This window comes from Gillisia hiemivivida, from assembly GCF_007997295.1.
Lineage (GTDB): Bacteria > Bacteroidota > Bacteroidia > Flavobacteriales > Flavobacteriaceae > Gillisia > Gillisia hiemivivida.
In genome coordinates, this window is sequence record NZ_VORY01000016.1 from 1 (window position 1) to 15,372 (window position 15,372).

Genomic DNA, 15,372 nt, shown 5'->3' on the forward strand with positions numbered 1-15,372 from the left:
TGAACTCTAAGGGCCTGTTCCAAACTTTAATATCAGAATAGCCGTAGGGGGTACCAGTCACGGCATCCAAGACCAAACTTGGATGAATAAAGAATCCCAATCCTTGGGAGCCCTTTGCATTGGTAGTACCCACAAAGCTATCTTTGTTGATCCTTTTACCATGGCTGCTTAAGTTGATTTCTGTGGTATCTTGGATACAGACAACGAATCTGGCGGCACATGCCATCCGGCAATTATGAATCAGGTTTTCTATAATATCTTTTTCACTGACCCTGTCGTTCTGCAAAAAACGGTAAACCGCTTTTGCCTCTGATTCATTCCTGTTAATCTGACGGATTGAATGGACGCTTTTACTGAATAAATCCGATAAAATCTTATTGCCTCTATAAACTAAACGTTTATCCTCTAAGTCTGTGAATCCCCTTTTCATTTTATTAGCAAAACTATTATTAGTCAGCTAAAATATTAAAAAATTGTGTCCACACGATAGGATGGTTCGGGAGGAAAATACTTTTGAAATTTCGAGGCATCCCGAGAGTTCGGGACGGAGAACCTGCCCAGCCAGTCAGGCGGGTTAAACCCTCAATGAGGGATAAAATTCCCTGAAAACATTCGTGAATTCGTGGCTTCAATTTAAGTATTTCTAGCATCAGGAAGAAATTCAATAAAATGCCAGTTTCCTATGCTAGATAAATTATTTTGTTACGGGTCTCAGACAGAGATAGGTTTAGAAACATTGAACTTATCGGAATGTGCTTTCCTTTTTGGAAGAAGCTTCGACATGCTCAGCTTGAAATTGAGCTTGTCGAAATGTGTTTTTTCAAAAAAGCCTCCACTAGACACGATTGAAATAATTTTTAAAATTGGTAATACTTGCCAATTTTAGCTCAGGAATAAATGGCAAATTATTCACTAAGATTATATCATTGTTTTAAAGTCCTCCCTCGGGGGAGGATTTAGGAGGGATGGAGTATAATTTATTTTAACTCTTCCTAGGAACTGCCTTTCCCCAAGGGAAGGGAGCAAATATTTTCTCATTATCAAGACGTTTCTAAACTAGAACCTTCACTAATTGTGTATTAAAAATTCCCTGAAAACATTCGTGAATTTGTGGCTTCAATTTAAGTGTTATTCCTCAGGAGAAATTCAATAAAATTGGTAAATTTCCTAGGCTATATATTTTTTTTCACGGATCTCAGCACGACCAAACCCACTTTATTTGTAAATGCGGAAATACAAAGAAAAATTAGCTTGATTTCTTCTTCGAAACCTTATTCCATACTTTTTGCCATTTAGATTCTTCATCTACTCCGTACCCATAGCCGTAAGAGTAACCATATTTTGCTCCATATGAGAATTTAGAATAATCTACATCATTAAGGATTACAGCTAGACCTTTTAATTTACCTTGTTGTTTAAGTTCCTTAGGAAATTCTAACAATTTCTTCTCTGTATATCCTGCACGTGTAACATAAAGTGTGGTATCAGCTAAAGGACTAATTAAGAGGGTGTCGGTGACTATCATAGTTGGAGCAGTATCTACAATAACAAAATCGTAAAGAGTAGAAAGATCATTCAATAAATTATTCATTCTATCGCTCATAAATAACTCTGCAGGATTTGGAGGGATTGAGCCCGACAGTACTATATCTACCTTTATCTCTTTATCCAAAGAATCATTAATAATATCACTTGTTACTAAATCATAATTATAAAGATAATCAGATAACCCTTTGCTTTCCATAGGCAAATCAATATATCTATGTAATTTTGGATTTCTAATATCCGCTCCAATAATTATAACTTTTTTATTTGTAGTAGATAGAGTTCTTGCTAGGTTGAAAGAAATAAAGGTTTTACCCTCCCCTTTAATTGTAGAGGTGATATAAATTATTTCACCCTTATTATCAGCTTTAGGTTTTAATAAATAGGCCAAATTCGTCCTCAAAATTCTAAAAGACTCGGCCAATGGTGATCTGTCATTTAACTGAATAATTTCGTCTTGCTTCTCACCAATTTTTGGAACTTCTCCTAAAAACGGAATGTTTTTAATTAATAGCGCTAAATCTCCTTTGTGATGAACCTTCGTGTCCAGCATAAATTTGATAAGAAGAATAATTATTGGTAAGATAAGCCCAACTAAAAAACCTCCAACTAAAATTAACCATGGTTTAGGGTCTACAGGATCAGAAATTGTATATGCAGGATCTATAACCTTAGCTACTGGGCCAGTCACTGCAAATGCTATTGCGGCTTCCTCCCTACGTTGAAGCAGGAATAAATACAATTGTTCTTTAATTTGTTGTTGTCTCTCAATTCCGCGCATTCCTTTTTCCATTCCAGGAAAAGAACTAAACTTGCTCTGAGCTGATCTATCTAATTGGTTTAATTCGCTCAATTTGATATTTAGTGAACTTTGTTGACTATTAATATTGTCAATTAAATTTTCTTTTAGAGAATTTAATTGAGAAGTAATCAATTCTACTGCGGGGTTTTTAATAGTTGCATTTCTCAGGTAGGCATTCCTTTCCAAAACCAAAGCATTATAAGTTGACATAAACCCCGACAAACTTCCTTCTTCACCAATATTTGATGGTAACAATTCATAACCATCTCTAGAATTTAGTAAATTTTTTACCGATTTTATAATCATCAGCTGTGTTTTAATATCAAAAACTTGCTGTTCAGCTTGACTGGATTTTGATAGAAATTCTTGTGCTCCTGAAGAAACATCCATGAATTTGTTCTCCCTCTTAAAATTTGCCATTCCGCCTTCTACCGAATCCAATTCAGAAGTAATTATCCCTAAACGATCTTGAATAAATTCAGTTGTACTTAAAGCAACCTGTCTTTTATCTGCCACTCCATCAGAATTAAACTGGAACATAAGATTATTTAAAAAATCTTGAGATTTTTCTTTCTCAGCATCTATAATAGACAATGACAAAATATCTGCGGCCTTACCTTTTGGTAAAATTACAAGTCTTGAAATATAGTCGCCAGCAATCTGATCTACTGGGCTTATATTTATCTGAACCGTTCTAGTTTTTTTAAAAATCGACTCAACACCTATAGTTCGTGGTACAATCGAAAATTTTAAGCCCTCTAATTCTATTATCTCTCCAATTGTATGATTTTTCTCATATCCAGTAGCTTCATTCTTTAAGAGAAAACCAGTATCCGAAATAGGAGAAATAAACAATGTTTTAGATGTATTTTGGACAATACTATCTGGGGAAATAAGCTGAATTCTTAAAGGACTGTCTTTATAAGCCTCGGTAGTAATAACATTCCCTTCAATAAAATAGGAGATATTATGATTTAACTCCTCAACTACTTTTTCAACTAATCGTTTAGACTTGAGTGTTATAATCTGATTATCTAATGAGTTATCATCAAAAGTCAAAATAGATCCTCCCCCTGATGGCAAAGCACTGGCCATATTACTTTTTTCTTCGTTCAGGATCATCATGGAAGCCTCTGTACGAAATTGAGGAATTGTATATCTATTATAAAGAAAAGCAAGTAATCCTCCTAACAAAAAACCTAATACTAGCCATTTCCAATAGGCTAGATATTTAAATATTTCTGCTTTTAAATCAAAATTTGATTCTTTTTCTTCTGTAAATTCTTGTAATTCTTCCATTAAATGCTATCTCGTAAATAAGATTACTAAACCAAAAATAGTTGTCGCTATTGATATTAACCCAGTATAACTAGTAATAAAACCGGCCTGCTTAACAGTCTTGTAATTTGGTTCGACATAAACAATGTCATTTTGTTTTAAGTAATAAAAAGGACTTTTAAAAACATCTGCACTTGTCATATCCACATAACCTACGGTTTTAACCCCATTCACTTCTCTAAAAATCATAATATTATCACGCACCCCACCATAACTAATACCTCCTACAGTCGCAAATAATTCTGGAATTGTAATTTGTTCATTTTCAACTTGTACTACAGTTTGACTTCCTGCCTCACCTAAAACAACAACTCTAAAATTTAATAACCTCACCGCTACAACCGCATCCGTAACATAATCATGAATTTTTTCTGTTAACTTAGCCTCAAATTCACTTCTGCTTTTACCGGCAACTTCAATCTTTCCTAGTACTGGAAATTGTATATTCCCATCTACATCCACCAAATAACCCATAAGAGAAGGATTCTGTTGTCCACCTCCACCTTGAGATTGACCTCCTGTTCTCATTTGGAATGGAGCAGCGACCTCCTCATTCATGGAAGAAACTTTAATATGAAGTATGTCATTCACCTCAAAAACAGGTTCGAAATTTTTAATTTTCTCCATTGATTCCAAACTCTCAGGATTCTGAAAGTAAAGAATTTCTTTTTTTGTAGAGCAGCTAAAAAAAAGGGCACTAATTAATAATAAAACAATCTTATTTTTCATGGAATTCTTTTGAGGTATCAAATATAATATGATTTTGATTAAATCATATTTCAGTCTTATTTTGTTCTTGAGAAATATGTTCTTTTCTTAATTTAAATGGGATTTTATCTAAACTCTGATAAGAAGAGTTATTGCTAATAAATTCAGGAATCAATTCCTTCAATTTGGCAACTACTTTGTCATTCTTTAATTTTTCGGAGGATTTTATAATTTTCTCAATTTTCAAATTAATAAATTCATAGTCCTGAATTTTATCAATCCCTATCATAATTTTCTTATGATGGGTTGGTAAAGTTTTACATTCATCATTTAACAATTCTTCGTATAACTTTTCGCCAGGTCTAAGTCCGGTAATCTTTACTTTAATATTTTTATTCGGGGTATAACCTGCCAGCTTTATCATCTTAATAGCAAGATCCATGATTTTTACAGGCTCTCCCATATCGAACACGAAGATCTCTCCACCTTTCCCCATTGTTCCAGCCTCCAATACTAATTGGCAAGCTTCAGGAATTGTCATGAAATATCTGATGATATCAGGATGAGTAATAGTTACCGGACCTCCTTTTTCTATTTGTTTTCTAAACAAAGGAACCACAGAGCCATTAGATCCCAACACATTACCAAAACGCGTAGTTATAAACTTAGTTTCTTTCTTATCAAATTTTGCTTGATCATGATACAGCGCTTGCACATACATTTCAGCAGCTCTTTTAGAAGCTCCCATCACATTACTAGGATTTACAGCTTTGTCTGTAGAAACCATTACAAAATGTCCTACATCATACTTAACAGCTAGATCTGCAAGATTCTTTGTTCCGCGGATGTTTACGGAGATAGCTTCATGCGGATTTGCTTCCATTAAAGGAACATGTTTATAAGCTGCAGCATGATAAACCACATCTATGCTGTGATTTTGAAACATTAACTCCAATCTTTTTTGATTTCCAACATCGCAAATTATAAATCTACATTTCAAACCAGGGAATTTGGCTTCTACTTCTAGTTGAAGATTATGTAAAGGCGTTTCTGCCTGATCTAAGATAATTAGCTTTTTAGGATTGTATTGAGCAACTTGTCTTACGATTTCACTGCCTATAGATCCAGCGCCGCCAGTTACCAGAATTGTTTTTCCAGTGAGCTGAGCCATTTTATTTTCTCTATCCAAGACAATTGGTTCTCTATCTAAAAGATCTTCAATTTGCAAAGTTTTAATCTTCTGTGCTAGCGGTTTATCATCGTCTTCCCAATTAGACACTAAAGGCGCATTAAAAACTTGAATATCATTTTCTAAACAATCTTCTACCAGTGCGAATTTTTCTTCTGAAGTGCAATTTTGCTCAGTAAGTATAACTGCTGTAGCATTTAAAATTTTAAGCTGATTATGAATAGTAGTTCTATATTTTACAACAGGTTTATCAAGAATTCTAATACTATTATTATGCTTGGTTTTTGTTAGAAAACCTACAATTTTAAATCTTCGCGGATGTTCAATATTTAAAGCTCCTGCAATAGAAATAGCATTCTCATCTGCTCCTATGATAACGGCTCTTTTTATTTCATCACCGCGCATAACAATCTTATAAAACTCATAAACTTGTTTGACACCTAGACGAAATAAAAATAGTAACGAAAATGAGATCCATAAATTGATTAGTAAACCTCCAACTAAATAGATCTTTTGACCAATGACAAAAAATATGATATAGTTGATAATAACCAAAGTTATAAACGAAGATGTAGTCGCTAATATTAATTTCAAGGCATCTATATTGGAAGAATACCTAATAATTCCAGCATAGGTTTTAAAAACAAAGAAAAAGAGAATATTGGTTAAAATAACAATAAGAGCCTTTATTGGAAATGCTAATAAAGTATAATAATTGGGTGTAAGATCTACAATTATTAATATAGTAAGTATTGAGGATGCAGAAACTAAAAATATATCAATAAGAAAGACAGCCCATCTTGGGAGATACTTTAAGTTTCTCAAATTCAGTGCGCTGTCTTTAGCGGCCAAACTTAATTTTAATGCTGAAAGTAAACGCTCACCCATTTGTAAAATATTTATTTCTATGCTTTAAAAAACTCATTTATTCCAAGACCTATTCTTTCTCTATCATCATCAGTTAAATTAGAACCTGAAGGTAAACATAAACCAGATTCGAATAATTCTTCCGCTAAACCATCACCATAAAAGGGCATGTTTTTAAATACTGGTTGCAAATGCATAGGCTTCCAAAGAGGCCTACATTCAATATTAAGTCCTTCCATATATAGCCTTAATTGTTCTCTTGTTTTCCCAGTAACCTTTGCATCAACAGAAATTATTGTTAACCAATTATTACAAAAATAGTCATCATTTGGTTCAGAAAAGACAGTAACTCCATCTATATTCAAGAATATATCCCGATAAAACAAATTCATCTCTCTTCTTAAATTTACATGCGCATCTAAGACTTCCATTTGTCCTCTTCCGATACCTGCTGAAATGTTACTCAATCTGTAATTATAACCAATTTCAGTATGTTGATAATGTGGAGCATCATCACGTGCCTGAGTTGCTAAAAATATGGCTTTTTGTTTAACCGCCTTGCTTTTAGCGACTAAAGCACCTCCGCCAGAAGTAGTTATGATCTTATTACCATTAAAAGATAATATTCCTATTTCCCCAAAAGTACCGCATTTTCTTCCTTTATAAGAACTACCCAAGGCTTCTGCACTATCCTCAATAATTGGAATTTCAAATTTATCAGCCACTTGCTGAACTTCATCAATTTTATACGGCATGCCATACAAATGAACAGCAATAATAGCTTTCGGCTTTTTACCTTTAGAAATCCTATCTTCAATTGCTTTCTCCAACTGAATTGGACAAAGATTTAAAGTATCACTTTCACTATCAACAAATACGGGTGTTGCGCCTAAATACATAATAGGGTTTGCTGAAGCTGCAAATGTCATACTTTGACACAACACCTCATCACCTGCCTTAACTCCTAACAAGATCAAAGCTAAATGAAGCGCAGCAGTTCCTGAACTTAAAGCTGCAACATGAATTGAAGTTTCCTCATTTTTTGAGTTCGATAAATAACTTTCTATATCCAATTCAAACCCAGTAACGTTTGGGCCAAGTGGTGCTATCCAGTTTGCTTCAAAGGCTTCATTTACAAATTTTCGTTCACTTCCACCCATATGAGGTGAGGAGAGCCATATTTTGCTCTGTTCCATATATTTTAATTTAAATACTTTATAATCTTACCAGGATTCCCAACTACTACTGCATGGTCTGGAACATCACGTATAATTACAGCTCCAGCACCAATGGTTACCCAGTTACCAATTTTTATACCAGGAATAACGACGGCTCCAATACCAACGTGAGTTCCTTCATTAATAATAACATTTCCAGCAATAGCTGCATTAGGGGATATATGAACATAATTCCCTAAAACACAGTCATGATCTATTGTTGAAGCAGTGTTAATAATACAATGTTCTCCAATCGATGTTGCAGAGTTCACAGAAGCATTAGGCATAATAACTGTGCCTTTCTCTACAATTGCATTTGGGGAAATTATAGCCGATTTGTGGATTATTGCCTCTGCAATTTTGCCCTTAAACGAATCCGCAACCCTCTTTCTAATTTTGTTATTTCCAATGGCAATAATTGTATCAGAATTTAAGAAGTTTTTATTTAAGTCATGAATAACCGATATCTCGTTAAGCGTATAAATTTTATTATTGTCATCAAAAATTTGATCAATAGTAATATTAATTGACTCAGCAATATCTATAATTACTTTTCCATGACCGCTGGCTCCGTAAATATTCATAGTTAATTATTTCCATTAAAAGGTTCAGTAGTGGCCATGTTCTCTGCATTGATGCCTTCAGAAACCAAAACTTTTTGAACAGTTTTAAACAGGATTTCCATATCTACCAAAAAAGATATATTTTGAACATACCAAACATCATATTCAAATTTTTGGGTCCAACTAATAGCATTTCTACCATTCACTTGGGCCCAACCAGTTATTCCTGGTTTCAAATTATGTCTTTTATATTGATGTGCTGTATATATAGGCAAATATTGAGGCAAAAGAGGTCTAGGACCAATAATACTCATATCCCCAATTAAAACATTCCATAATTGAGGAATTTCATCTAATGATGTTTTTCTAATAAACTTACCTATAACTGTCAATCTTTGGGAATCCGGCAGTAGAATGCCATCAACATTCTTCTCATTGGTCATGGTCTTAAATTTAACAATATTAAAAATTTCGCCATTTTTACCAGGTCTTTTCTGTACAAAAAAAGGATTTCCTTTATTCGCCAAAAATAAGAGAATTGTAGCTATTAATAATAACGGACTTAAAATTAGAAGTGCCACTAATGAAATAAGGAAATCACAAAATGGTTTAAAAAATAAAATATAAATCTTCAATAAGTCTGTTTTAAATTATAGAATATCTCCATTTGTATTTGATTAAAATATTCGGAGATAAATTCGAGCAAAAGTACAAAATTCTTTGCAGTAAATATTTTATTACTCCTTACTCGATTTGTTTTGCATTTCCAGGTCTTTATATTCAGCTAAAAGAAGATTCCAAAATTGTTCCCTTTCATAGTTAGCAGTAATATGAACTCTCGCATTCTTTTTTAAGCTCTCTAAAAGGATAGGATCATTTTGCAATTGACTCATTGCATCATATAAACTAATACTATTCTTTACAGGGATTATAATTCCATTTATATTATTCTCAATTATTTCGTTACAACCATTGATATCGGTAACTATAGAAGGTAAATTCATAGCTCCTGCCTGCATAACAACATTTGGAAAGCCCTCTCTGTAACTTGGGAATGTGAGAATATCTGAAATAGCCAAATAGGGCCGGACATCTTCTTGATAACCAACAGAAATAATCGCATTATGGGATTTTATGATTTCTAAATTAGAATCATCAATTGGATCCAGATCACTTTCAAATGGTCCTACCAGCAATAACTTCACATCCGGAATAACTTCGTATAATTTTTTAAATGCTGTAATTAGTTCGTTAATCCCTTTTTCTGAAACGATCCTTCCAATAAAAATATAGACAAGCTCATTCCTATTTATACTTAGTTCTTTTCTAAGCGTGTCATTATCCTTTTCAGAATACAACATTGGATCGAAATATTTAGTATCTATTCCGTTTGAGCTTCCTTTTCCTAAAATTTTAAGCTTTTTGTTTGATGTGAATTTTTGATTAAGGATGATCTTTTTCAATCCAAAAGAATTAGGGTAAATCTTAGTAGCCAAGCTATAAGTAAGCTTTTCTACGAAATTTAAAATCTTTCTTTTAGTTCCTGTAGTTTCAAGCAAGGGTAATCCAGCCACTGTATGCAGTCTAATTGGAACTCCTGCTAATTTCGCAGCAAACATTCCAACAATTCCTGCTTTTGGAGTATGCGTATGTACAATTAGAGGCTTTTCAGTTATGAAATACCTATATAGCTTAAGCACCGCTTTTAGATCTTCAAGAGGTGTTATTTTTCGAGTCATATTGACCCAAAAAGTTTTTACAGAATTATCTCTCCCATACTTTTCAAGACGCTCTTTTTCTGCAGCTATCGCAATAACTTCGTAATGACTATTCATAAAGGAAAGTTGCCCTTCTAAAAGTTTCTCTAAAGAAAGCGGGATGGTGGTAATGCGTATGAGTTTGTGCAAATGAAATCAGATTAAGTATCAAAATTGAAAACGAGAAGGACAAATATATATTAACTGAATAAATTTAGATTGATCATTAACATTAAATATATTAATTGAATCATACATTTGGATTACACCTTATAGAAAGCTAGAATCAAAATTATAATATTGCCAAGATATTTCTAAGCTGCATTTAACAATTGTTTAGAATCAATATTTAAAATTTCCCTAGATTTTAATTTTAACTGCTTTTCATGAGCCAAGTAATAATATATTACAAAAAAGATAAAATACATTATCATAGATTTCTGACGTATTATAATTCCTAGATTAGTCATGACGAAAGTCATGGCAAAAGAAGTAATTAAAAATAAGGCTAAACTCATTTTAACATTAACTGGAGCAAATTTAATGAATTTAAGAAAATCCCATTTCACAATTTTTAAAAAAAGCAGTATATAGATCAAATTCTCAACAGAAACTATAAGCCCTAAAATTCCTGGAGCATCAAAAAATAGGGGTCTAAACCAGAAACTAAATATTTTTTCTGGAAGAGAATATCCAGCCATATTTAAACCAGAGCCTGAATTGCTAAGTGAGTCTGCCCGGTTCGAAGTGAATTTCAGAAAATCTGAAATGAGATTGTTAGAGTTTTCAAGATTGACAACCGAAAGAATTGAATTTTGAAGTAAAATAAGACTTAGCAAAAAAATGCCAACTGCAAAACTTTTTTGCTTCCAAGTAAATTTCCCTACCCCAGTTAGGAATCCGATTAGTGATCCTATTGCTAAAATCAGGAAAATGTGAGGACGAATATAAAAAACCAGCAATGAACCAAGTATTAAGGTAATAACACGTTCTTTTGGTTTGGAAATTGCATATCCAAAAAGCATTAATCCTAAAAATATAAGGGCTCCTTTACCCAAAGAGGCCGTCCAGAAATGCATATTCGGAAGAAAAAGAATTAGGGTAAGCAAATCAATTTTTTTAAACACTTTCACATCCAAAGGGATGTTTTCTTTAAAAAACAAGTATGCATAAACAAACCCCATAAAGCCAATCCAAGTAAAAAGCAACATCATCATTTCATAGCTAAAGCCAAGATAATTGATGAAAGGGTAAGAAATGAATTTTATAAAAGTCGTTTCGGTTCCAAAAAACTCCAACCAGCCTTTGTTAATATTCTGGGAAGCTTTAAAATATTTTATCGAATCTGACCTGTTGAAAAGAGCATAAATATAATATATACCTCCAAAACCTAGATGATACAAAGAAAGTACATTCATCAGTTTCTTATTAAAAAAGGAGTGTCTAAATTGTAACTTGGAGAAAATTTGCTGATTCATAAAAAACAAAACCAACAATAATAAACCGGTTTGAATTAAATTAATAAAGTCAATATCTAAAATTTCCATACTTAACTATAATGTGTTAGCAGGACATTACAATTATAAGACCGCTTGAAAATAAATTTAAGCTTTCCGGACATTAAGCATAAGAACATACTATTAATCAATGCTTTAAGGATATTTGTTTTTTAATTTATTAAGCAAACTATATATCACGTGATCAAATTATCCCACCAATGTGTGGAAATATTACATAATGTAAAAAAAAGTGAGGTTGTGATGGAGTGAAGAGTACGATGGTGTAACGCTGTAACCGACTGAAGGAGTGTCCGTGTGACGCTGTGATGAAGTAACGCAGTGAAGGAGTGACCCAGTAATGAAGTAAAGAATAAAAACTAACGAGTTAACAAACCAACGTCATTCATTGTCACTGATTGAAATCCGTATTTCTCATTACAAACTAAATAATGATTTAGAATTTCCTTTAAGTCGGCGAGGTTCTCATCAGGATTGTTTCCAAAATTATGAGGATGCCACCACAAATGGTAAATTTCATTATTTTTTGCTGCGGTTGTCATTTCCGATTTAATCCTTTCTAATTTTAGATCGTTGAAAAATTTATTTGCAGAATAAGGACGCAATAACCTGCTAGCTTTTTGAGCCAAGGGTTTTCCTTGTCCAACATTCAAATCTGTTAACTTGTATGATTTATTATTGGAACCTAAATATGCATCGCCTGTTCTGAAAATTTTATTTGCTAGAGAATCATTTTGAGTGTCTTTCCAATACCAATCGGTTGGATTGGATCGCACATTTTCGATTCCTAATTCATAACAAGCCTTTAAATATTCTTCATTGAATTGATTTCTCGGAAATACTAGGGATTTAAGTTCTATTCCCAGTTGTTTGGCGAGTTTTATAGATTTCTCTAGATCGGCTTTGAAGGAGGCTAAAGTCTGACCTTCTTCCAGGCAATAATAATGTGAATAGGTATGGGTTCCAATTTCCTGATTAGGAGTTTTTTGGATTTGCTGAACAAGATCCTTTGCGAAGCAAAAAAATTCTGTCTCCGGCGAATTTAATGCTTTGCCATAATCATAAGCTGAAAGATTAGTGTTTTTATAATTTGGCAAAATTTTCGGTATATTATCCTCCCATTCCTCCCAATTTTTATTGAATAACATTCCCACGGTAGCCCATGTACAATGAATTTCATATTCTGAAAACAGGCCTAAAATTTCCGGAATAACTCTTCGCGTATTTTTAAAGTAAGTTTCCTTTTCTTTATAATTCACCTTGTCGAAAACTCCCCAAAGAAGTTCAAAGTCAAGAGAAATTACTAAAAAGCCGTTTATTGATTGGTTCATTCGTTGATTCGTTAATTCGTTTACCCCCCAGCCCCCTAAAGGGGGAGAAGGAGATTTTTTTGTTTACGGTTTTCGGTTCTCTGTTCTCTGTTTAATATTCAAAATAACACAGTATTACTTCATCACAGCGTCACTTCTATACTCCTTCACTCTTTCACTCTTTCACTCCATAACATCGTCACTTCATCACAGCGTTAGATCGTCACAATTTTTCCCACCTCAAGTTCCTTTGCACGCTTAAACTTCTTCAATCTCAAAATCTTATCATACTTTTTCTGGGCCAGGTAATAATAGATCACAAAAAATGCAAAATACATGACCATAGATTTTTGGCGCATAATGATTCCTAAATTGGACATTATAAAAGTCATTGCGAAGGAGGAAAGGAAAAATACCACCAAACTCATCTTTACTACGACATTTGAATTTTTTATAAAAGTAATAAAGTCTTTTTTTAAAATTTTTACAAATAATAATAAATACATTAAATTTTCTACTGAGGTAATTAATCCAAGAATTCCGGGAGCATCAAAAAATAAGGGGCGAAACCAAAAGGTGAATAATTTAAGAGGTAATGGATAATTAGACATATCTACTCCTGAGCCCGACTCACTTAATGAATCTGATCTGTTATCAGAAAAATTACCGAAATCCTCAACCAAATCATCAGAACCTTCCAATCCTGCTACCCCTAGTATGGTATCCTGGACCAAAACCAATCCTCCAATTAAAACGATATATATAAATAATTTTTTACCAAATGATATTTTTTCCTTTCCACTCATATATCCAAGAACCGTACCCACTGCCACAAACATAAAAACATGTGGACGGATATAATATATTAATAATGAACCCAAAATTAATAGTATAATTCTAGATTTTGGATTCTTAATAGCATAGGCAAATAGCATCAAACCAAGGAAAATAGGCGCACCCTTCCCTAAAGATGCTGTCCAAAAGTGCATATTGGGAAAGAACAAAATTAAGGTGAGCAAATCAAATCTTTTGAAAACCGTGATCTTAACCGGAATATTTTCCCTGAAAAAAAGATAAGCATAAACAAACCCTAAATATCCTAACCAGGCGAAAAACACCATCATCATTTCATAATTGAAGCCTAAGAAATTGATAAAAGGATAGGAAAGGAAATCTATGAAGGTAGTACTTGTACCAAAATGCTCAAACCAATTAAGAAATTCATTTTGAGGTCTTTCATAATATGATCTGGAATCAGATCTATTGAACAAAGCGTATAAATAGTAAACCAACCAAAAGAAAAGATGATAGAAAAATAATATATTCATTAATTTCTTAGAAAAGAATTTATGCTTCTTTTGGAAATTACTCAAAATGCCCTGAGTAATTAAAAGCAAAATAATTATAAGAAAAATGGCTCCAAGCATATTAAAATAATTCCAGGTCCCCTAAGGTGTAGGACCAATTGTTAAGCTGTAATAATTCATGTTTTAAATTTGTGGTCAAATTCACATCTCTCAAGGTTAATACCGGACCATAGTTTCCAGAAAAACCTATTGCTAAATTTAAATCTGAAGAAGTTGTTACAACTTGCGCACCAAGTTTCTTGGTCAATTCTTTTGCTCCTTTATTCAACTTTTCCAGACCTAAGTTGTTGATAAAAATATGCTCAGTTATTCGAAGTTCTTTAAAATACTTGTGTTGTTTTATATATCCTGCGATAAAAAAATCTTTATCTGCCTTGACCTCGTATTCTTGTAAAGGATTATTCTCATACCGCCAGGAGAGATATTCCGGAGATTTCAAAGTAAATAATTTATTTTTCTCAGCTTTTATTAAATTATATTTTGAGATCAACTCAATTAATTGAGCATCGGAACTATTATTGTTTATCCCATAGTTCCCGGGCTTTTTATTTCCAAACCAATTCAACGGATTAACAGAAATAATCCGGATCTTTAATTTATCCACTTCTTCCCAACCCATTTTCAGATATCCCGGTAAACTTTGGGTATTCGGGGTGTTAAAAATAAAATGATCACTTTGCTCCCTAGCAATTTCTATAGCTTTCAAAGTAAGTTTTTTAAAAACCCCTTTACCCTGGTGTTCGGGATGTGTTGCAGTATCTACTGCTCTCAATGTTGAAAACACCTGCTTACCCAATTGCCATTTCCATCTCATCAAAGCACGAACCCCAATAAGTTTGTCATTTTCCACAGCCACCAAAACAAGTGATTTTCCAAAGGGATTTTCAATGTGTTTGTACCTCCACACCGCTTCCGTCTTTTTTGAGGAAGTTTCACCAAGGCTTGCCTTTAGTACCTCTAAAATTTCCGATATATCCAGTTCTGTAGCTTCTCTAATTTGCATTTTTTCGGTTTTCAGTTTTCAGTTTTCAGTTTTCAGTTCTCGGTTTTCGGTTTTCAGTTTTCAGTTTACTATTCAAAATAACACAATATTACTTCATCACATGGTCACAATTTCACTCCATCACAACGTAACTTGTTTACCCTTCACTCTTCACTCCATAACATCGTCACTCTTAACCCTTCACACCTT

At 33.1% G+C, this 15,372-nt stretch carries 12 protein-coding genes; all 12 read right to left on the bottom strand.

Annotation, left to right across the window (positions count from 1 at the left end):
• A partial coding sequence (locus ES724_RS12145) for a transposase DNA-binding-containing protein (RefSeq protein ID WP_262712814.1) occupies positions 1–430 on the bottom strand: 430 nt, incomplete at its 3' end.
• Between the two features lie 816 nt (positions 431–1,246).
• Entirely contained in the window at positions 1,247–3,646 is a 2,400-nt protein-coding gene (locus tag ES724_RS12150) for a polysaccharide biosynthesis tyrosine autokinase (protein WP_146933293.1), read from the bottom strand.
• 6 nt (positions 3,647–3,652) lie between these two features.
• Positions 3,653–4,414 (bottom strand): polysaccharide biosynthesis/export family protein, encoded by a 762-nt coding sequence (locus ES724_RS12155; protein ID WP_146933295.1) that lies wholly within the window; start codon positions 4,412–4,414, stop codon positions 3,653–3,655.
• A gap of 43 nt (positions 4,415–4,457) precedes the next feature.
• A complete protein-coding gene (locus ES724_RS12160) occupies positions 4,458–6,470 on the bottom strand; it encodes a polysaccharide biosynthesis protein (RefSeq protein ID WP_146933297.1) in 2,013 nt (670 codons plus the stop codon).
• A 17-nt stretch (positions 6,471–6,487) separates the two neighbouring features.
• Positions 6,488–7,645 (bottom strand): DegT/DnrJ/EryC1/StrS family aminotransferase, encoded by a 1,158-nt coding sequence (locus ES724_RS12165; protein WP_146933299.1) that lies wholly within the window; start codon positions 7,643–7,645, stop codon positions 6,488–6,490.
• Between the two features lie 5 nt (positions 7,646–7,650).
• A complete protein-coding gene (locus ES724_RS12170; RefSeq protein ID WP_146933301.1) occupies positions 7,651–8,250 on the bottom strand; it encodes an acetyltransferase in 600 nt (199 codons plus the stop codon).
• Between the two features lie 2 nt (positions 8,251–8,252).
• Positions 8,253–8,858, bottom strand: coding sequence for a sugar transferase (locus ES724_RS12175; RefSeq protein WP_146933400.1), 606 nt, complete (start codon positions 8,856–8,858; stop codon positions 8,253–8,255).
• Positions 8,859–8,966: 108 nt separating this feature from the next.
• Positions 8,967–10,136, bottom strand: coding sequence for a glycosyltransferase family 4 protein (locus tag ES724_RS12180; protein WP_146933303.1), 1,170 nt, complete (start codon positions 10,134–10,136; stop codon positions 8,967–8,969).
• Between the two features lie 164 nt (positions 10,137–10,300).
• Entirely contained in the window at positions 10,301–11,404 is a 1,104-nt protein-coding gene (locus ES724_RS12185; protein WP_246136870.1) for a hypothetical protein, read from the bottom strand.
• Positions 11,405–11,862: 458 nt separating this feature from the next.
• Positions 11,863–12,834, bottom strand: a complete 972-nt coding sequence (locus ES724_RS12190; protein WP_146933305.1) for a polysaccharide deacetylase family protein — start codon at positions 12,832–12,834, stop codon at positions 11,863–11,865.
• Positions 12,835–13,028: 194 nt separating this feature from the next.
• Complete coding sequence (locus ES724_RS12195; RefSeq protein ID WP_246136871.1) at positions 13,029–14,141, bottom strand: hypothetical protein; 1,113 nt, start codon at positions 14,139–14,141, stop codon at positions 13,029–13,031.
• A gap of 100 nt (positions 14,142–14,241) precedes the next feature.
• A complete protein-coding gene (locus tag ES724_RS12200; protein WP_146933309.1) occupies positions 14,242–15,183 on the bottom strand; it encodes a GNAT family N-acetyltransferase in 942 nt (313 codons plus the stop codon).
• Positions 15,184–15,372 lie beyond the last annotated feature (189 nt).